Source organism: Robertmurraya beringensis (assembly GCF_042433785.1).
GTDB classification, from domain to species: domain Bacteria; phylum Bacillota; class Bacilli; order Bacillales; family Cytobacillaceae; genus Robertmurraya_A; species Robertmurraya_A beringensis.
Window position 1 is genome coordinate 14,340 of the sequence record NZ_JBHLUU010000025.1, and the last position, 20,242, is coordinate 34,581.

The 20,242-nt window shown below is 37.3% G+C and carries 16 protein-coding genes and 2 riboswitches; of the genes, 5 read left to right on the forward strand and 11 right to left on the reverse strand.

Annotation, left to right across the window (positions count from 1 at the left end):
- The first annotated feature begins 119 nt into the window (after nucleotides 1-119).
- Nucleotides 120-1,715, forward strand: coding sequence for an AraC family transcriptional regulator (locus tag ACFFHF_RS08465; protein ID WP_160548083.1), 1,596 nt, complete (start codon nucleotides 120-122; stop codon nucleotides 1,713-1,715).
- Between the two features lie 158 nt (nucleotides 1,716-1,873).
- On the opposite strand, the gene ACFFHF_RS08470 is transcribed toward ACFFHF_RS08465, so the two are convergent.
- Entirely contained in the window at nucleotides 1,874-3,589 is a 1,716-nt protein-coding gene (locus ACFFHF_RS08470) for a carboxylesterase family protein (RefSeq protein WP_377057875.1), read from the reverse strand.
- A gap of 470 nt (nucleotides 3,590-4,059) precedes the next feature.
- On the opposite strand from ACFFHF_RS08470, the gene ACFFHF_RS08475 reads away from it, so the two are divergent.
- The gene (locus tag ACFFHF_RS08475; protein ID WP_160548084.1) at nucleotides 4,060-4,629 is read left to right on the forward strand and encodes a hypothetical protein; all 570 of its coding nucleotides are present in this window, start codon (nucleotides 4,060-4,062) and stop codon (nucleotides 4,627-4,629) included.
- Nucleotides 4,630-4,702: 73 nt separating this feature from the next.
- On the opposite strand, the gene ACFFHF_RS08480 is transcribed toward ACFFHF_RS08475, so the two are convergent.
- Nucleotides 4,703-4,951: a hypothetical protein gene (locus ACFFHF_RS08480; protein ID WP_377057876.1), complete on the reverse strand. Its 249-nt coding sequence runs from the start codon at nucleotides 4,949-4,951 to the stop codon at nucleotides 4,703-4,705.
- Between the two features lie 359 nt (nucleotides 4,952-5,310).
- Between ACFFHF_RS08480 and ACFFHF_RS08485 the strand changes: the two genes are divergently transcribed.
- Both ACFFHF_RS08485 and ACFFHF_RS08490 read left to right on the forward strand, forming a co-directional pair.
- Nucleotides 5,311-6,006 carry a hypothetical protein gene (locus ACFFHF_RS08485; protein ID WP_340903659.1) on the forward strand — a complete coding sequence of 232 codons (696 nt, stop codon included), beginning with the start codon at nucleotides 5,311-5,313 and terminating at the stop codon, nucleotides 6,004-6,006.
- A gap of 16 nt (nucleotides 6,007-6,022) precedes the next feature.
- Nucleotides 6,023-6,478, forward strand: coding sequence for a hypothetical protein (locus tag ACFFHF_RS08490; RefSeq protein WP_340903660.1), 456 nt, complete (start codon nucleotides 6,023-6,025; stop codon nucleotides 6,476-6,478).
- 53 nt (nucleotides 6,479-6,531) lie between these two features.
- Here the strand turns inward: ACFFHF_RS08490 and ACFFHF_RS08495 are convergent, their stop codons facing one another.
- The 7 genes from ACFFHF_RS08495 to ACFFHF_RS08525 all read right to left on the reverse strand — a co-directional run bounded on the left by ACFFHF_RS08495 (nucleotide 6,532) and on the right by ACFFHF_RS08525 (nucleotide 13,304).
- Nucleotides 6,532-7,248: a small-conductance mechanosensitive channel gene (locus ACFFHF_RS08495; RefSeq protein ID WP_340903661.1), complete on the reverse strand. Its 717-nt coding sequence runs from the start codon at nucleotides 7,246-7,248 to the stop codon at nucleotides 6,532-6,534.
- A gap of 20 nt (nucleotides 7,249-7,268) precedes the next feature.
- Nucleotides 7,269-7,976 (reverse strand): DUF5058 family protein, encoded by a 708-nt coding sequence (locus tag ACFFHF_RS08500; RefSeq protein WP_340903662.1) that lies wholly within the window; start codon nucleotides 7,974-7,976, stop codon nucleotides 7,269-7,271.
- Between the two features lie 133 nt (nucleotides 7,977-8,109).
- Entirely contained in the window at nucleotides 8,110-9,324 is a 1,215-nt protein-coding gene (locus ACFFHF_RS08505; protein WP_160548089.1) for an amidohydrolase, read from the reverse strand.
- Nucleotides 9,325-9,435: 111 nt separating this feature from the next.
- Nucleotides 9,436-10,872 (reverse strand): amidase, encoded by a 1,437-nt coding sequence (locus ACFFHF_RS08510; protein ID WP_340903664.1) that lies wholly within the window; start codon nucleotides 10,870-10,872, stop codon nucleotides 9,436-9,438.
- Nucleotides 10,873-11,152: 280 nt separating this feature from the next.
- Nucleotides 11,153-11,935, reverse strand: a complete 783-nt coding sequence (locus ACFFHF_RS08515; RefSeq protein WP_377057877.1) for a sulfite exporter TauE/SafE family protein — start codon at nucleotides 11,933-11,935, stop codon at nucleotides 11,153-11,155.
- Nucleotides 11,936-11,969: 34 nt separating this feature from the next.
- A complete protein-coding gene (locus tag ACFFHF_RS08520; RefSeq protein WP_160548868.1) occupies nucleotides 11,970-12,641 on the reverse strand; it encodes an FCD domain-containing protein in 672 nt (223 codons plus the stop codon).
- Nucleotides 12,642-12,839: 198 nt separating this feature from the next.
- Complete coding sequence (locus ACFFHF_RS08525; protein ID WP_160548867.1) at nucleotides 12,840-13,304, reverse strand: beta-xylosidase family glycoside hydrolase; 465 nt, start codon at nucleotides 13,302-13,304, stop codon at nucleotides 12,840-12,842.
- Between the two features lie 614 nt (nucleotides 13,305-13,918).
- Nucleotides 13,919-14,029, forward strand: a riboswitch (SAM riboswitch).
- Nucleotides 14,030-14,109: 80 nt separating this feature from the next.
- Nucleotides 14,110-14,305: riboswitch (cobalamin riboswitch) on the forward strand.
- Nucleotides 14,306-14,457: 152 nt separating this feature from the next.
- Between ACFFHF_RS08525 and metE the strand changes: the two genes are divergently transcribed.
- Nucleotides 14,458-16,758, forward strand: a complete 2,301-nt coding sequence (gene metE / locus ACFFHF_RS08530; protein ID WP_377057891.1) for a 5-methyltetrahydropteroyltriglutamate--homocysteine S-methyltransferase — start codon at nucleotides 14,458-14,460, stop codon at nucleotides 16,756-16,758.
- A gap of 534 nt (nucleotides 16,759-17,292) precedes the next feature.
- Here metE and nrdG read toward each other — a convergent pair.
- Entirely contained in the window at nucleotides 17,293-17,790 is a 498-nt protein-coding gene (nrdG, locus tag ACFFHF_RS08535; RefSeq protein ID WP_160548866.1) for an anaerobic ribonucleoside-triphosphate reductase activating protein, read from the reverse strand.
- Between the two features lie 18 nt (nucleotides 17,791-17,808).
- On the reverse strand, nucleotides 17,809-20,043 hold the full coding sequence (locus tag ACFFHF_RS08540) for an anaerobic ribonucleoside triphosphate reductase (RefSeq protein WP_377057878.1): 2,235 nt from the start codon (nucleotides 20,041-20,043) through the stop codon (nucleotides 17,809-17,811).
- Nucleotides 20,044-20,242: the final 199 nt, after the last annotated feature.

Below are 20,242 nucleotides of genomic sequence, written 5' to 3' on the forward strand. Positions count from 1 at the left end.
TCGTGTTTTTTTTAGAAATAAGTGTTGTTTTTTCTACTTTTCTGAATTTGCTGAATTTAAAAGACAACATTATAATGGTATTAATAAGAGTTTCAGAACGATTTGGGAGGTGTATTACGATGGCAAAAAAAATGGTTATATATACAGAAGAAAAGATACAAGGATTATTATATGCATCTGCACCATTTCACAGCGATGATTTTGAAATCGTTTACAATTCTGTTTCCTATGAAAGACTTATCGATAAAATGATAGAATTGAAAGCAGATATAGTCATGTTCCAACTTAGAACACCCATATATCATGCTCAAAACTTTTTTGCTGATTTAGCAGAGGCAAATATATCTCCCCTTCTTTTTGCATTTGAAACGATCTCAGATGATGAAATCACCTATTTTACAACTACATATGATGATTTTGATTTACTTGATAAACTAAAATACTTTTTTTCTACCGCTCTTGAGAAAGATTATAATTGTTACTTTAGTTATATCGGAGAAAACTCAAGAACGAATTCCATCATGAGCTCTCGTTTAAAAAAATTAGAAAAGACAGAGTATATGAATGATATTTTGCGTGGGGTTACGAAACAGGAATTTTTATATTATAAAAAACAAGCTTCTTTACAACTAAATGATAGTGGCTTCTTCTTATGTTTGTGGAATTTAGCGGAGATTGAGTATGTTGATCATGATTTAAACAAAAACATCTATTACTATGTAGGAGAAAAACTTTGTGAAGAATGTCAGTTCGTCCTGGATAATTATAATGGTGGCGAAGTCTTTTATATTACTCCGACACATCTTTGTTTGATTATTAATGACATACCTTCTAATAGTGAAGCCACCCGTATTCAAAAACAGGGAGAATTAATGAAGAAGTTAAATGCTGTCTTAAACTGTAAAACAGCGTTTCGTTATAGAAGTTCTTTCATTAAAACGATTGAAGATATCAGACTCGCCTATGAATCGTACCACCGTTTAAAAATATACAACTTCTTTTGCAGAGAAGCAGAGTTTCTGACACCTGAACTAATTGAAACTTCTAGGAAAAAAGTTGACCACATAAAAATAGACGATTATTTACAACAAATAAAAGAACTGATTGACCATAATATCACCGATCCAAGATTAGAATTATTGCTAGAAGATCTTTTTTTGAACATGATCAAACCTAGTTGTAGCTATAATATCTACTATTATTGTCAAACAACGATATCCGCAGCCTTACTTGAAAGATTCGGAAATTTATATAAAAATCGCCTCATCGAAAACAATTCGCCACAAGAGCTGGTCTATTCATCCATTGAACAAAAATATACGAACCTCATAGAGTCTATTCATCTGTTACGAGGAGAAATTTCTAATCGATATATGATTAAAAATCCGCTAGTTCTTCAAGCAATAGATTTTATACACGATCATTACACTGAAGACATTTCGATAAACATGATTGCAGAACATCTTAAATTGAATCTCTCCTATTTTAGTCAAATTTTTACGAAAGAAATGGGGATTAACCCTAGAAAATACTTAATTACATTTCGTATTCAAAAAGCAAAAGAGATGATTGAATCAAGTAACGAACTAGTTTCTAATATTGGAATAAATGTAGGATTTTTTGAAGTAAAACATTTCTCAAAAACATTTAAGAAAATAACCGGTCTTACACCTATGCAATACAAAAAACAATTTGCAAAAGGCGAATATGTTTAATTACATGTTCGTACTTAAATGAGTTAGGTGTATATAAGCGACGCCCAATTCACAATACTCAAACGTTCATTGTGTTCTATTATTACTTAGCCTACGAACTAACATAGCACAGGTCGTTATAATGACCTGTGCTACATTTCACTTGATTAAATTAGAAACTATTCAACCCACAAGCTCTTATTTCCATAGTATTCATCTAGCTCCGCACTGAACCAACGTCCATTCAACACTTCACTAATGATCTTTTTCTTTGCCTCTGAAGATATAGAAGTATCTTTTTCTATCTCATCGATCACATCTATTTTATTCGTTGAAACTCTAGACATTTTTGCAATAGCATTTGTCTCATTTGCAGTTAATATTAAACTAGCAGGCTTCTTTTTAGTCCATGGGTTCCATTCGGTTAATTTTTTGCCATTAGGGGTGCCTTTATGAAGGAAGTTAGCTAAATATTCTTTGAACTGACTGCTTAGTTCTTTTGCTCCTTCTAGACTATACGATTCCTTCATCATAGATAGGTACGTTTTATTATTACTATCTAGAAGAGGAACAAAGACTCCATGGAATGAACCAAAAAGAGACATATCCGTTGTTTTCGTCAGTTCTTCTCCAAAAGGCATTTCAACAGTATATATTGGCGCTTTATAGTTGTCATACATTTTTTCAGCTGATTCCTGAGTGTTAAACAAACCGTATAGCTTACTTCCAAATTTCTTAGCAAAAACGTATTCAGCATACTTGGTTTTGTCTAGTACACTACCTGCAAAATACGGGTCTCCATAAGCAAAGAAAGAGAATTCCGATGCACCAGTCAACATGATTAAAGGAACCGAATTATAATTCTTTGTATCAAATTTTTCTTTTGGAAGAACGACCCCATCATTATACAAATGAGGGAAAACACTCATTCGAATGGCTGCATTACTCATTAATCTACTTAATCTCTCAGCGGATAAAGAATAGAGATACTTTCTTACTTCCTCATCATCCGTCTGTAGCCATTGATAGGCTTCTTCTTCTGTCGATTTTTTCCCATCTTGTACAACTAATGGAGCAATGGCTTTCGCGAACACTTTCACACTATCATTTTGATCGGCCATTGTCATTCCGCCACTGAAGGCAATGGCCTTTTGAAATTTCCCTTCAAAGATAGGAGAAGCTAACGCTGCCATGACATCTCTGCCTCCAGCAGAAAATCCAGAAATGGTCACGTTGTTGGGATTTCCACCAAAGCTTTTGATATTCTCCTTAACCCAATCAAGGGATTTAGCAATATCTAGTAGCGCATAGTTTCCTGAGTCCTCTAAGTCGTTACCTGTATTTAGGGCTGGAAGAGGATTAAATCCTAATGGTCCAAGTCGGTAATTGACTGAAACAAATATAGCATCTAAGTCATTGACAAAGGCCTCACCTGTAATTTCTTGGGCTGTTCCGGTTTGATTATTACCTCCATGAATGAAAAATAACACAGGGAGATTCTTTTTATTGGTATTTGGTCGATAAATGTCTATATTTAGACTATCCTCGCTTCCTATAATGCCTTGAGCAGAAGACTGAATGGCAATGTTGCCAGGCTTTGTGGCATCAAAGGTACCTTCAAATGGAGCAGGGTCTTCTGGAGCTTTCCATCTCAAATCTTCAACTGGGGCTTTTGCGTACGGAATTCCCTTCCAAACCAAGGCATTTTCCTCGACATTCACATATCCTTTTACATTTCCGTATGTTGTTTCTTGAGTGATTCCTTTTTTATAAGATTGAGAGGATGAAACTTGTGTCTTTTCATTAGTAGAATTTAAAGATGCGGCTGAAACATTACTACCTACTAAACCCACTGCGAGCATTAAAGCCAATAAGTATTTAACGACTCTTTTCACTATTACCTCACTCCTTCAAGAAATTTTTTAAGAAATGAAACATATTAAAATCTTGATCACTCCAAAGGTGTGTTACTACCCAATTGGACCAGTCCTATGTATTATTTAACACCTCATTTCCATTCTTTTTAAAAACAAAAAACCCAAACAGAATGAATCAAGAAATAGATTCAAATCTGTTCAGGTTATGCCCAAAAGAGGTAACATTACTTTGAATGATATAGATTTCTATATAAAACTACTAAATTTACTAATGTTTGTCAACGCTTACATTTTTGATTTGTTTGAATTTATAGAAATTTAATGTCTACAATTTATTTTTTGCAATTAAATGATCCATTACTTTACTGTTTTTTTGCATAAAAAGAAAGTGCTTGGCTAATTTAATAACATGCGATTAAGCAGGAGATTGGAAAGGCTGCCCGTGATTCGGGTATTGGTAGCTTTTCAGCTTAAAAAGAGGTGTTGGCATGCCAGTTATGCAATATTGGAAAGAAATAAATGAGTCGAGTAAGAGAGTTACCTCTCTAATGTATTCGTATTGGCATGAGCATTCTGACTGGGGAAACTGGCAGTTCTGGGTCTTACTTCTGTGCTTACTTCTTCCACTGGTTGTGCTTCTGATTAAGCTTGACCGAAATAGAATCTTTGAAATACTTTTCTTTGGTTATACCGTGCATATGTTATGGACATATACGGATCTAGCGCTTATAAGACAAGGTTATATAGACCATTATTATTTCTTAATGCCATTCTTGCCACAAGCTTTTGGAATAACAGCATCTCTTATTCCTGTATCCTTTATGCTGCTTTATCAATATTGCACAAATCAAGAAAAACCTTTCATTTTATGGACGACTGGACTTAGCGCATTATTTTCTTTAGGTTTTGCCCCCCTTGAGATGGTAGCAGGTCTCGTCTCCATCACTAAGGGACTTAACATTGTTCATCTATTCTTTATAGATTTTACCATTTCAATGATTGCTTATGGGATGACGCAGTATATTGTAAGCCATTATAAGGAAAGACACTCGGCTTGAGGAACCCTAGAAGCTAATTTTGAAAAGAGCACCGCGAGGAGGAATGGTGCTCCTGTAACTTTAACGTTCATGTTCACAAATTCTTATGGTTCATCACTCGTTCATTTCCTCTTTTAAAATTACCTGTTATCTTTGCCAATATAAGTTTTACTGCTTTTTCATCTTCAGCCATTTTAATTTTTTCTAAAATTTTTTCAGCATCTTTCTCTTTTAATAATTTTACTTGTTTTCCATAATAATCGATAAGAACTGTATTATTTTTAGTCACTTTGTAGCTAAATGGAGCTTCGTCAAATCGATTTCTTTTATCGATATCGCCCACTTATAATCCTCCCAATCAAGATCTTTATCAATATTCTATTTAATTCAATTTTTATCGGAATAACCCTTCTTTACTCAGCAGTTTGACCGATTGTTATTTAATTGTTTCATAACCTCTCTTAAAACTTAACTTTTGCTATTTCGTTAATTGACCATTTGTTATCAATTTTAATTGAATCAAGAATTTATTAGTAGGAGAATTTAAAAATAGAGTATTTAGTAAAAAGTAAAATATAGAGGAAACACAATTATCAAATATGCAAATACAACCAGCGAGGTACGAAATAAATTATGAATCAACTCTCTCCCTACCGAAGACAAAGGGCTTTTTTATCTCAATTTACAACGGGTCAAATTCATTTGAAAAATCCATGGGTTGTAGCTTTTTTTTCATTTTCATATCCTGGATTTGGACATTTAATGCATCACCGGTATGCTGCTGCCTTTATTTTAATTTTATGGGAAACATTCATCAATCAAATGTCTAATGTAAACCTTGGTATCCTATATTCGTTATTAGGTAACTTTGACAAAGCTAAAGAAGTATTAGATGAACGCTGGTTAATGCTATATGTATCTATTTATATGTTCGGTATATGGGATAGTTATCGTACTACCATAGATTTAAATAAACAATATATCTTAGCGGACCGAGAAGATGCACCCATTTTGCCTTTAAAAATGGGGGCATGGGACATGAACTATTTAGATAAACGAAAACCATGGGTTGCCTTAGTATGGTCAGCTCTATTCCCCGGTCTCGGACATTTGTACCTTCATAATGTCATATCTGGATTTTTTATTTTTCTTTATACAGTAGGAATTTGTTATTTTGGACATATTCTGCATGCCATACACCTTTCCATGTTGGGGAATTTTAATCAGGCTAAAGACATTCTTGATATGCAATGGACATTATACTTCCCATCGATCTACCTTTTTGTCATTTATGATTCTTATGTGTCGGCAGTTGAGCACAACAAACTATTTGAAAAAGAAATGTCCTTATACTTACGAAATAAATACCAAAATAAGAATTTTAAACCTCCCATATAAAAGGAGTGTGAATATTTTGTTTGTCATTGCTACCTTTGAAAATTCAATCTCTATTGAATTAATTATAACTGAACTGGAACTTTATGAAGTTCCAAATGATCAGATCTTAGCAGTTCCACTTGATAAGAAAAGGGAACATCGACAACTGTTTGATTCGATTCATAAAGCAGATGGACTCAGTTTGTTTGATGGTGCCGCCATATTGGGCACATGTATGATGCTATTAGGAGCAATATATGGCTATATCTTAGAATGGGGTCCCATTATTTGGGGCATTATCGGTGCAGTTAGTGGCTTGCTTATAGGCTTTTTAATAAAAATGTTATTAATTAAAAGAAATAAAAGAGGAGCAAAATCTTTATCATCTGAAATTGTATTAATGATACGATGTGAAAATCATCAATGGCATATGATTGAAAACATTTTATGGAAAAATGGAGCACTCGGACTGTCGAGAATAAGACATCTGTAATGGTACCTATAATAAGAGATCTGCCAAAATGACAGACCTCTTAAAATACTTTATTATGCATTTTTAGTTCCTTTTAATTTTTCCATAAAAAGCACAACGCCTACCGTTAAGACAACGCATAATACGAGCTTAAATAAAGCCATGATTGGGGAAAACAAAACGGCCATCCCAATCAAGAGTGCTATAAGGCCGTATAATGGTTTTTTCATTGCGAACTGACCAAGAACGCCCCCAAAGATAGCTGGAAGGATAAACTGAAGAGCGTCTTGAACGGATTGCGGGATAATAGAAAGAAGGAATGTTCCTCCTAAAACAGATACAATGACCACGATAATATTGGTTAATGAAGCGGTCGCGATCCCTAAAGTACCAGCGAGTTCTGCCTTCTTCGTTCCAGGCTCAGCACCTACAGACTCTTGAGCAGCTGCTGCACATGGAAGACACATATTGGCAATATTTCCTGTAAGAAATGCAATATACGTACCGGATTTCCCTAAAATTGGGTAGTAGGTGATCGGTTCTAAAAACCACATAACTCCTACAAAGGCAGCGTAACCGACTAAACCTCCAAGAATAGCTGACCACCCCGGATGATACCCTAGTATAAAGGAAAAATATAATGGGGGAACAAACGACACGGCAATAAGTGTCCATAAAGTTAGCCGTCCCCAAAAATCGGACTGTTTATGAAAAGTTTCCATCCCCATTGTGTCAGAACTAAAATCAACACTACTTGTCACTTCAACTTCTACTGACCTTGTAACCGCCATTTGTTACATCCCTCCTATTATTAAATAAGCGTCGATAGATAACCAATCGTCAAACCGACCACAAGTGAAATACCCAATGCCCATTCAGAAAGCCAGCGAATATTCATTTTCTTCGCTAACGTTAAGATCATCATCATCATGACCGCCGAGATAATAACTGTTAATGTTTCACTAAAACCATTTGCCATTTGTTGACTGGCAAGATAACCAAAGGCTCCAAGCATGGCTGCAGTAGAAACAATTGTTATCATGGTCGCATTCTTCTTCTCAATCTTTTTCTGTGCTTTCCCTAGGGACTTTGTAAATAAAGCTGTAAAAATTAGCCAACCCGTTCCCCCTAGGCACATCGTCCAAACAGCATTAGTAAATGCAACTAGGCCAAATTCAGATGAGTTTAACTCCACACCATAGGCGTTCGCTCCAATCCCTGCAGCCGTTAATTCAGTTGCCGCTGACCCAATGATTCCGATACGCGCCAAAGTCATCGGACCACCGAGGACTGCAATAAGCGAAATAATAACGACAACAATTCCAAATGAAGGACCAAGACTGCTTATAAATCCGGTCCTTATCGCTCTTTTCGTTTCAAGCGAGGTCATTCCAATACTTGGTGCTGTTTTTGAAGTTATACGCATAAAGATCAGTGCTTGGAAAATGACAATGAAAGCAAATACACTAGCTATAATCCATACCGGGGTACTGTTTGCTAAAGTTAATACCTCTTCCATTTTATGACCTCCTTAATAGTAGACTACTTTTTTGCCATCTAGTTTCTTTTTTAACTTCAAGGTAATAGGAGCTATCCTTTTACCTTGAAGTTTTAAAATAGAGTAATTGCCTTTTCTCAATATTTGTTAAGCTTTACTTTGCTGAGGTTTGAACTAGCTCTGTTTGGCTACTTTCCCTTTCTGTTAAATAATCAAATACAGCAGAGATAAACAGCTTACCGATATCAATCATCGAGCGCTCATCAACATTAAATTTCGGGTGATGATGCGGGTATTTCTCAATTAATTCTGAAGCACCGCCAACGTAAACAAAGGTGCCTGGTTTTTCTTGTAAATAATACGCGAAATCCTCCATTCCCATTTGTGGTGGTAAGGCATGAACATTTTCTTCACCAAATAGATGTTTGGCCAACCCTTCCAACCGTTTTGTCTCAGCTGGATCATTTTTAACAGCTGGATAGCCTCTTACATATCGAAACGCAGCGGTTGCGCCCAACCCTTTACAAGTTGATTCGACAATATCGCCAATCAATTGCTCAATCATATCACGGACATCTTCATCGAATGTTCGAACCGTTCCTGTAATCTTCGCCTTATCTGGAATTACGTTAAATCCTGAACCCGCGTTGAAAGCAGCAATAGAGACAACAGCTGGTTTCACAGGGTCTACTTTTCTACTTACTACTTGCTGTAAATTTACGATCAACTGGCTCCCAACAGTTATTGGGTCCACCGTTAAATGAGGAGTTGCCGCATGTCCCCCTCGACCGAAAATTTCAATTTCAATCGTATCTCCAGCAGCCATCGCATCTCCTTCTTTGACCCCGATAAGTCCCAGAGGTTGAATGGATGAAACGTGAGCACCGTACACCACATCTACACCATCAAGGCAGCCATCCTCAATCATTGCCTTCGCTCCCCCTGGAATGACTTCCTCTGCAAACTGATGGAGGAAAACGATATTCCCTGGGATTAGGTCTTTGTTTTCACTTAACACGGTAGCGACCCCTAGTAATGCTGCCGTATGTATATCATGGCCACAGGCGTGCATGACTCCAGGAACACGTGATTTATACTCAATATCCGTCTCCTCTTGGATGGGGAGAGCATCAAAATCCGCACGAAGCGCAACGGTTTTTCCTGGCTTTCCTCCCCTTAATAACCCAACAACTCCAATTCCTCCAACTTCAGTTCTTACTTCAATTCCTAATTTGGTCAGGAACTCTGCAACCTTTTTAGGTGTGTTGACTTCATGATGAGAAAGCTCAGGATACATATGAAGATCTCGGCGAAAACCCACCATTTCTGGATATAATTCTTGTAATCTGTCAAAAAGCTTATCTAACATATGAATGCACCTTCCCTTTATCAAAAATTTATTTAAACCAATAACATTCTTTAAACTGAATATTATTAGTTATCAGAAAATAAAAGAGACCATTTTTCTATTCAATAATACCTAAGATAGTTCTACATCCTGTCTTAAAGCCAGTGTAGGACGCATTTTCCCGTATCCCGTTGCTTGTTCATAAGCAGCCCCAATTCTCAATACTTCATAATCCCCTCTAGGTGGGCCGACAATTTGAATCCCAAGAGGAAGTCCCTCTTTTGTAAAACCACTCGGAACGGACAAAGAAGGATTCCCGGTAGCAGAAATATAATAACAAGACCGCATCCAATCAATATAGTTTTCCATTTGGACGCCATCAATACTATCTGGGTACTCAATGTCTGCATCAAAGGCTGGAACTTGGCTGACCGGTAATAATAACGCATCGTATTTTTCAAAGAAAGCACGCATGTGATTGTAAAGTTGGAAGCGAAAGTTTTCGGCGCGCCCCATCTTCATGGCGTTCAAGTTTCGTCCTTTTTCCACATTCCAAATGAAACTTGGTTTCATCATTTCTTTGAAGCGATCAAAAAGATCTGAATAGGTAAGCTCAAATTCATAAGCACGTAAGACTTGGAAAACTTCTTCAGCATTCCCTAAATCTGGACATGCTTCTTCAACATAACAACCCATTTCTTCAAAAATACGAACTTGTTGTTCAAGGTTTCTTCTCACTTCAGATTCAACAGGGAGAATACCACCTAAATCGGCTGACCAAGCAATTCGTAATCCTTTCAAATCACGATTAAAGTTGGTTGAAAATACGCTTCCCGGTTCCTCAATGGATAGAGGTGAACGATGATCCGGTCCAGCAATAACTGACAGCATAAAAGCAGCATCATCTACGTCTCTTGCCATAGGGCCTTGTACTCCTAACGGCGAGTATAACGCTGCCTTAGGATATGGAATCCTCCCAGGCGAGGTTCGAAGGCCTACAACATTATTAAAACAAGCCGGATATCTCAAGGATCCTCCCATATCGCTTCCATCTGCTAACGGAATCATTCCGCATGCTACGGCTACGGCTGCGCCACCACTGCTGCCTCCCGCTGTTTTTTTAGGATTGTAGGGATTTCGCGTGACACCAAAGACTTTATTGAAAGTATGTGAGCCAGCAGCAAATTCGGGGACATTTGTCTTTCCAATCACTATAGCTCCGGCTGCACGTAATCGTTCAACAATAAGATCATCTGAGGAAGCCATGTTCTCACGGAAAATAGGAGATCCATATGTAGTGAAAAACCCTGTTGCATTGTGGGTATCTTTAATGGCAATAGGTAGACCGTGTAGGGGACCAACATCTTTTCCCGAAGCAAGCCTTTCATCTGCAATTATAGCTGAATGCAACGCTCGCTCTTCATCCAGGGAAACAATGGCATTGACTGTGGGGTTTATCTGTTTAATTTGTTCCAAATGAGCTTCAACCACTTCTCGAGCAGAGAGCTTTCGCTCACGAATCTTACTGGCTAGACTTCGTGCACTTTCAAAACAAATCTCCTTTGTCACATGAACAGCCCCTTTCTTTTATTAAACTCAAACTTGGTTTGAGTATGTCGATTGTCGACAGTTTATTTGACTAATCAACTTAATTATATGAGTCTTTCTCACTGTCTAGAGATCAAGCGAATTTACTTTGAATAACATTCAGCTTTCCATTAAGTTGTTATTAGACTAGCAGATAAATTTTTTACCATCTACATAGTTGTAAGATTAAATTACATATTTTTCTTTAATTCCATCTTTTCTAATCCATATCTTGTTAGGTTATATTTCATGGCTACCCTAATTAATTAAACATCAATCGTACGGCGACAACAATCAAGCAAGTAGATAAAACACCTAGTATTGTTTTTTCTGGAACTTTGGCTGCTATTTTTGCTCCAAAGTGTCCCCCTACTACTGAACCAAGTGCTAGAAATAGAACTTTCTCCCATAAAATATGGTCAAACATCATATGAGAAATGGATCCGATCACTGCTGTAATCAAAATAAAAAATGAGGAGGTTGCAGTCGCGATATGCACAGGAAAGGTCAGTAATAATACCATCGTTGGAACCATGACCGATCCCCCACCAATACCAAATAAACTCGATAAGAATCCAACCAGGATGGCAATAAAGGTACCCACCTTTAGATTAAAAGAATATGAATATTCCTTACCTGTTGAGTCTACTATTGTTCTATTCGTTGTCGGCATGAGGGATATTCCCTTACTAGGCTTCACAATTAAGCTGATGGCCATCAATAACATGAATAATCCAAAAGATATAAAGAATGCCTTACTTGTAATAAAATCGGCTATCCAAGCTCCAAGTATAGAACCCGGTACCATAGCAAATGCAAATAAGCCACCACTTTTATAATCGATTCTTTTTTGCTTAGCAAATACAAACGTACTCGTGAGGGAGCTAAACACTAAAACAGCCATGGATGTTCCAATAATGTCCGCAACGGGATAACTATATAAAAGCGCTAAACTAGGGACAATAATAAAACCACCACCAAGCCCAACCAGTGAACCAAACATAGCTGCAATCATACCAATTGACAGCAATACAATATTCTCCATTCTACTCTCCTAATTTTTTGTTGTAATTAATTGATTAGCTCTCAATATGTTCTTTGTAAACCTGAACATTTCTTTCGACTCTGTCAAATACACTTCGGTTATGAGAATCAAGTAACTTTTTCGCTTCATCAATATTTTTCTCATATAAATATTCAACTAATTGTTCATGTTCACTAATCGATTTTCTAACATCTTCCTCTTTCATAAATGCTACATTTTGAATAGATAACAAGATATTCCCTAAACGATCGTAATTCGATTTAATTACTTCACTTTCACTTGCTAATATCAATTGCTGATGAAATTGGTAATTTAGTTCCGCATACTCATAACTTTGTTTATTAATTTCCTTTGTTTTATTGATAATATCCTCCATAGTTTGGAGATAGTTTTCATTATTTTTATTCCTTAATTTTTCAAGAGCCATATTTTCTAGGAAACATCTAATCTCGATCAAATCCTTTGTTTCCTCAGAAGAAAACCCCCGTACTACGGTTCCTTTCCTAGGAATTCTTTTTACAATTCCTTCAACCGTTAACAAATAGAACGCTTCACGAACTGGTGCCCTGCTGGTACCAAATGCTTCAGCATATTGGGCTTCTACCAATTTTTCACCTGGAAGCAATTTTCCTAAAAGAATATCTCTCATAATTGTTTCTTTAATCAAGTTTGATAATGCGTTATTATTGAATAACTCATTGTTCATTCTTACACCTCCCCTGAGATACATTTCTCTCTTGTCGACTGTCGACCATACAGAAATACTTGTTGTACAAAATATTAATCTAACAATTAACAAAATTCATTATTCATGTAAGGTCACTTAACATCATATTTACCATTACACAAATAAAAAAACCAAAGTCCAAAAAGAGCACCCTAAGAAATGGTGCTCCATGAACTATTACAACCGATACTCAAACCAATCAAAATACGCAGGGTTTTTAGAAGCACATCCATTTCCTGTGGCATAAAGTCCTAAGAAAACCCCTGTAAATCCACCTGTTACTTCCGTTGATATAAGACAGCATTCTCCAGTACCTATGGTAATCGACTCCCTACCCCGTGATTGATAAGTGAATGTAAAGTTTTTGGCATCTGCCTGAACCGACAGAATAATAGAATCTTGTTCATACTCATTCTCCGACTCTACTTTCCAAAGGGAACCAATCCTACGTCTGACAAAGACCTTTTTCACCCCATTACGGATTCCCACCGCGATCTCATAATGAAATCGCTCATTCATGAAGACGGTCAGTCCAGCCTCTTCCCCTTCCTCGGTTGGTGAAAACTCAAAAAGTGTGGAGATGTTACAATCAAAGTGCTGTTGTCTTTTGCCAACAAAAGTATTCTGTTCCTCCTTCAGCAATCGTTAAATAGTAGGTTCTGTTAATATTGTAAAGGTAAGGTCCTTCAGGATGAGCACCGCCCGTTCCTTCCCAAATCAATCGTATAAGCGGAAATTTTTCGGTTAAGCTCCCGAATAGAGCTTGGTTCGGGGTATATAAGCGGAGTTTAACCGATTAAGCAAAGCAAAGTTACCCATTTTCTGGATTTTCGAGTCAATAGTCGGATTCTCTCCGGCTATTTTAGCTATTTTCAGTACAATTTCAAGATTAAGAGAAATTTTTCCGCTTATTTATCAAACTCAGTTAGTGCTTATGAACTTGTATCACTTTCGGGTGCTTTAATAATAAAGGAAATAGACATATTTGCATCTCCAATCCTTTTTAACTTTGTGTATGTACTTCCTTTTACAGTTTTACACCTCAAAAATAAACACGTTATCTTAAGATAAGGAGAGTTTTTTATGGTGCAGAAATGGACATGAAGGATAACATCTTTAGTAGTTTGAGAGATGTTCTATTTACTTGGATAAACGGATCTGTTTCAAAGAATTTTCAAAATTCTTTTTGACAACCTGAATTTAACATGCTAATATGATTAACAAATTCAAACATGTAAATATCAATATACAATATACTCTTATTCAGAGAGGTGGAGGGACAGGCCCTATGAAGCCCGGCAACCATTTAACAGATTTGTTAAAAAGGTGCTAATTCCTGCAAAGCATATAGCTTTGATAAATAAGAGAGGATAAGGACCTCTCTATTTTTTAATAGAGAGGTCTTTTGTTTATAAGATAAGCCATATTTATATTTTTCTATTAAAACTTAATACAAAATGCAACAGATGCTTTGTATGTCATGTACTTAGCTTAAAAGGGAAGCCCGGTGAAAATCCGGCACGGTCCCGCCACTGTAATGGGGAGCGACTTATCAATGAACCACTGTTTCATATTTATGAAATGGGAAGGGATAAGTAGCTGTGAACCAGAGTCAGGAGACCTGTCTGTTGTATGCACTTGTACTCTACGGATGTATAGAGAGGAGTGAGGAATACGTGTTGAGAAAACCAGACTGTCTCAACTCTAGTTAACTATGCGTATGAATCTCTCTTTTCTCATTGAAAAGGGAGATTTTTTGTTGAAGACGAAAATACAATCAAACAAGGAGTGTCAAATGACGATGGTAAAAAGCTCAAATCTAGGTTATCCAAGAATTGGTGAAAACCGAGAATGGAAAAAAACGCTCGAACAGTTTTGGACAGGCAAACTAGAAAAAGAGACATTCTTACAACAGATGGAGGAAATCCGCCTTTCCTCTCTTCAGAAACAAAAGGAACAAGGAATTGACTTCATCCCTGTTGGAGACTTCAGCTTGTATGATCATGTACTCGATACAGCTATCATGTTCGGTCTTGTACCAAAACGATTTGAATACACGGGAGGTAAAGTATCACTTGAAACGTATTTTGATATAGCACGTGGTACGAAAGGTGCGGTTGCATCTGAAATGACTAAATGGTTTAACACAAACTATCACTATATTGTTCCAGAACTAGACGAGGCAGTCCCTACTCTAGTGGAGAACCGTCCCCTTCAATTTTATAAAGAGGCGAAACAAAAACTTGATATTCTCGGAAAACCAGTGATTTTAGGACCCATTACCTTTGTAAAACTATCAAAGGGCTATAAAGACAATGACCTAAAAACAGTAGTTGATCAATTTGTCCCGCTTTACGCTACTATTTTAAGTGAATTACAAACAGAAGGTGTCGAATGGGTACAAATCGATGAGCCGATTCTAGCTACAACGATTTCAGAAGAAGAAATTTCTATATTTCAAGATGTCTATAAACAGTTGAATGAAGCAGTTCCACATATAAATGTCATTTTACAAACTTATTTTGAGAGCATTGACCATTATGAAGAGGTCACTTCCCTCCCTGTTCAAGGAATTGGACTTGACTTTGTACATGATAACAATCAAAACCTTTCTGCTTTGAAAAAGTTTGGCTTCCCACAAGATAAAGTGTTAGCTGCCGGAATCATTGATGGTCGTAACATATGGCGTGCAAATCTTGAGGATAAGATCTCCCTTCTTTCAGAGATTGTGGATGTTGTGACCAAAGAGCGGCTGATCCTACAACCCTCATCCAGCTTGTTACATGTACCTGTAACTGTTAAGAGCGAAGAAACACTCGAGGAAGTGTTAAAAGAGGCACTATCGTTTGCTGATGAAAAATTACAGGAGATTGTTCTACTGACCAAAGGCTTACAAGGTGGGAAAGAAACCATACAGAAAGAAATTTCAGCAAGTAAAAAAGCGATTCAAGCACTAAATCATTCAGCCTCTCGTAACAACACACAAGTTCAAGAAGACATTCAAAACTTGCGTACGTTTAGAGCTGAACGGGAGACAACATCTGAGGTTCGTCTACAGATTCAAGATGAGACTTTTCAATTGCCCCTTCTTCCAACGACCACAATTGGAAGCTTCCCACAAACACAAGAAGTGAGGAAACAGCGTTTAAAATGGCGTAAAGGCGAGTTAACTGATGCGGATTATCAAGAATATATAAAAGCGGAAATGAAAAAATGGATTGACATTCAGGAAGAACTGGGTCTAGATGTGTTCGTGCATGGCGAATTTGAACGGACAGATATGGTTGAATATTTTGGTGAAAAATTGGCCGGTTTTCAATTTACCAAATTCGGCTGGGTCCAGTCATATGGTTCCCGTTGTGTCAAGCCACCTCTTATTTATGGGGATGTATCCTTTCAAGAACCGATGACTGTCAAAGAAACGGTATATGCCCAGTCGTTAACAACCAAGCCTGTAAAAGGAATGTTGACAGGTCCTATTACCATTTTAAACTGGTCGTTTGTACGAGATGATATTTCACGCTATGAGGTTGCTAATCAAATTGCCCTGGCGCTTCGAAAAGAAGTGGAAGTTCTTGAGGAAAATGGAATCCGTATGATTCAAGTGGATGAACCAGCCATTCGTGAGGGGCTACCACTAAAACAGGAGAAAAAGGAAAGTTACTTAGATGCTGCGGTTTATGCTTTTAAACTTGCCACAACATCCGTACAAAATGAAACACAAATTCACACACATATGTGTTATTCAGATTTCAAAAATATCATCGATGCCATTACAGCGCTTGATGCGGATGTTATTTCAATCGAAACATCTAGAAGTCATGGTGAATTGATTCACGCCTTCGAAGAACATACGTATGACAAAGGCATCGGTCTCGGTGTCTATGATATTCATAGTCCACGTGTACCAAAGCTTGAAGAACTGACAAGAAACATTGATCGTGCCCTTCAAGTCCTTAACCCAAAGCTGTTCTGGATCAATCCTGACTGCGGGTTAAAAACAAGAGGGATGGATGAGACCATTGCTTCACTGAAGGTAATGGTAGAAGCAGCCAAACAAACGAGAGAAAGATTGCTCGTGATAAAAGGATCATAATTTAGATATGGTATAAAAAGAAAGAGCCTATTTTGAAGAATGATTGTTCAGAATAGGCTCTTTTCCTATATAGAAAGAAGAGACGGCATTTGGGATTTTTTCAACCAACAAACTTTACAAAATCAGCCTTTTATAAAACCTCACTTATTTGTGATACCGTTCACCGCCTCGGACAAAAATGAGGTTCTCTTGGATTTATGAGTTCTCGAGTAACCAGCAAAAGCCAAATAAGCGGAGATTTTTCCGTTAGATGCAGAATCGAGCTCGTTTCGGGTTAATTAAGGCGAAGTTTTCCGCCTATGCAAAGAAAAATCCCCCATTTTCTATTTTTTCGAACCATTAGGCGGAATCTCTCCGTCTATTTCAGCCTTTTTAAGTAAAAGTTACTAATTAAGTGGAATTTCTCCGTCTATTTTTCCGCTCGGGTTCTTTACCTGATTCCCCAACAGTTAAGCGCATACGTCAATTCTTGTGTCTTTTAATAAGAAAGCACCTGAATGGAAACATACTAGTAATAAAAACAGGCTCTTTCCCTTAAGCCATATATAATACAATCTCTTGTTTCTTCAAGGAAGCCTGTACATCAATAATCCGCTGATTACCGCTTCCGCGAAAACGTTTCTGCGGTACCATTTTCTCGATTAAAAACTTTCCGTCCACTAATACGTCTACTTCCCGTAGAAATTGCTGTACATCCGCATTCCTTTCAGACCAACGTAAAAGTTCTTCAAATGTAAAGCCTGTATACGACCAAATATTTAATCCCCTTGCTTTTACACGTTTCACTAATGAAAATAGCTCTTGGCAATAAAGAAAAGGTTCTCCACCGGATAAGGTTAATCCATCTAAAAAAGGATTCTCCATCATTTGGTTGTAAATATCATCTTCCACATAAGGTTCACCATAGTCTTTATCCCAGGATTCTTGATTATGACATCCAAGGCAATGATGCGGGCACCCTGATACAAAGAGAACCGCTCTCCACCCTACACCATTCGAGATAGAATCAGAATAGAAACCTCCGATTTTCAATTTCGTCCCCCCTGCCTTTTATGAATGAATCACTCGATCTAGTAATTCCGCTTTTTTACCATCATTCCACTTGCCTGTTGTACCAACCAGGTATCCAGTAATACGTTGGATAACATCCAACCGATCGCCATGACAGTATTCACATATGGTTGCATCGGCATCGCTTGTTTCGTGTCCACAATCTATGCATCGACAGATCGTATGATTTAAGCTGAAATAGCCGATATCTAATTGATGGGCCATGAGCACCATTTTTTCGATCGCCTGCCAGTTTTCTAATGCTTTTCCATCTAATTCAATATACGCAATATGTCCACCTAACGTTAAGGCATGGTAAGGTGCTTCAATGGTCATTTTCTTAACCGCCGACAAGTGATGCCATACTGGGACATGGTTTGAATTGGTATAGTATTCTCGAGTATTGATTCCTTCTACTTCACCAAAACGTTCTCGATCATGTTTTGGGAATTTTTTGCACAACGACTCGGCGGGTGTAGCAAGTAAGCTATAGTTAAGTTGAAATCGTTCTTTAAGTTCCGTACATTTATCTCGCATAAAAGTGACGATTTCCAACCCTTTTGTTTGTGCTTCAGCTGATTCTCCGTGATGTTTCCCCTCTAAAACGAGTAAACATTCCGCTAATCCAATAAATCCAATCGCTAAAGTAGATTGATTGATTACTTTTTCAATAGTGTCTTCTGGTTTTAATTCACTTCCACCCCGCCATAAATATTTTATGACCGTTGGGAACTGTTTCACTAAAGCTTGTTTTTGAAAATCAAAGCGGGTTTTTAATTGTTCACCCACTTCTTCTATTAAGTACTCAAGTTTCTCATAAAAACGGCTCCATTTCTCACCTTCAGAAATTCCTTCTTTTTTAACTTCTTCCCATGTCTCTAATGCGATTCGCACTAGATTAATAGAAGTAAAGGAAGCATTACCCCGACCAACGGAAGTTTTTTCTCCATGAATATTTTCAAATACACGAGTACGACAACCCATGGTAGCTGTTTCATACAGATAACGTGTTGGATCTCCGGCACTCCATTTTTCATGCTGATTAAAAGACGCATCTAAATTGATAAAGTTTGGAAAGAAACGTTTTGCCGTTACGCGACAGGCTAATCGGAATAAATCATAATTAGAATCGCCCTCTTTCAAATTGACACCGTCTTTCACTTTAAAAATTTGAATGGGAAAAATAGCTGTTTGCCCATAACCAACACCACGTTCTGTTGAAAGGAGTAGCTGCTCCATCACACATCGTCCCTCTGGAGAGGTATCTGTCCCATAATTAATAGAAGAGAAAACGACTTGATTCCCGCCGCGCGAATGAATGCTGTTCATGTTATGTATAAACCCTTCCATCGCCTGATACACCGTATTTATCGTACGATTTAACGCATATTGAATGACTCTTTCCGCTCCGGTCAAACCGTCCAAATCATTTTCCTTATAAGCAGAAATAGGTACAGCCTTTAATTTGTCAAAATCACTTCCCGTAAATTCACAAGCCTTCTTTAATTCTTTTTCATAAGTTACTTTAACAAATGGAGCCATATAGAAATCAAATGCTGGGATGGCTTGTCCTCCGTGCATTTCATTTTGAGCAGTCTCGAGAGAAATACACGCCATTATTGCCGCCCCATGAATCCCCTTGGGACGACGTAGTGCAGCATGATTCACCTCCATTCCATTCTTGAGCAGTTGATCAAGCGGATGTTGTAAGCAAGTTAAGCTTCGAGTTGGATAATAATCCAGATCATGGATATGGATCGCTCCCGTTCGATGCAAGAAATGATGTTCCGGTTTCAGCAATTCGGCTGTCGTATAAGCTTTTGTTGTTTCACTTGCAAACTTCATCATCATACCCGAAGGTGTCTCCGCACTCATATTGGCATTTTCCTTCGTAATATCGTTTGATTCCGCTCTAATAATTGATGCAATCGTTTCAAATGATTTTCCATTTCTAGCTTTCGTTCTTTCTTCATGGTATAAAATATAGGCAGTTGCTACGTCCAATCTTTCATTCTTCACTAGTTCCATTTCAACAATGTCTTGAATTTCATCTACTGAAATTTGCCTTTGTTGAATTTGTGTATGTAAAGCATCCAATACCTTTTGAGCTAGGTTTGTTGTCATTCCTGGTTCTGTAGCTTTTTCAGCCTTTTCAACAGCCTGTATGATTTTTTCAGGGCAAAACGGAACAATACATTTATCTCGTTTGATTACTTCTTGTAAGGTATTCATCATTTGCAAAATCATCACGTTCTTTCGTAAAAAGTATGTGTAAGAAAAGAATGGCGGTTGATTACCTTTTTAATAGGAAGATTCTCCAGTAGGTCAGATTGTTTTAGCATAAAGTTTCATAAAACCCCTCTTTTTGTCGTCAAATAAAAAAGCTATCTCATTGAAAGAGATAGCCTAAAATGGAAACGTTCAGAAATAAAAA

What these genes read in the sequence shown, in the direction of transcription:
- ACFFHF_RS08465 (WP_160548083.1), top strand. Translation starts at nt 120, where the DNA reads ATGGCAAAAAAAATGGTTATATATACAGAAGAAAAGATACAAGGATTA.
- ACFFHF_RS08475 (WP_160548084.1), top strand. Translation starts at nt 4,060, where the DNA reads ATGCCAGTTATGCAATATTGGAAAGAAATAAATGAGTCGAGTAAGAGA.
- ACFFHF_RS08495 (WP_340903661.1), bottom strand. Translation starts at nt 7,248, where the DNA reads ATGGCGGTTACAAGGTCAGTAGAAGTTGAAGTGACAAGTAGTGTTGAT.
- ACFFHF_RS08500 (WP_340903662.1), bottom strand. Translation starts at nt 7,976, where the DNA reads ATGGAAGAGGTATTAACTTTAGCAAACAGTACCCCGGTATGGATTATA.
- ACFFHF_RS08505 (WP_160548089.1), bottom strand. Translation starts at nt 9,324, where the DNA reads ATGTTAGATAAGCTTTTTGACAGATTACAAGAATTATATCCAGAAATG.
- ACFFHF_RS08515 (WP_377057877.1), bottom strand. Translation starts at nt 11,935, where the DNA reads ATGGAGAATATTGTATTGCTGTCAATTGGTATGATTGCAGCTATGTTT.
- ACFFHF_RS08520 (WP_160548868.1), bottom strand. Translation starts at nt 12,641, where the DNA reads ATGAACAATGAGTTATTCAATAATAACGCATTATCAAACTTGATTAAA.
- metE (WP_377057891.1), top strand. Translation starts at nt 14,458, where the DNA reads ATGACGATGGTAAAAAGCTCAAATCTAGGTTATCCAAGAATTGGTGAA.
- ACFFHF_RS08540 (WP_377057878.1), bottom strand. Translation starts at nt 20,043, where the DNA reads ATGATGAATACCTTACAAGAAGTAATCAAACGAGATAAATGTATTGTT.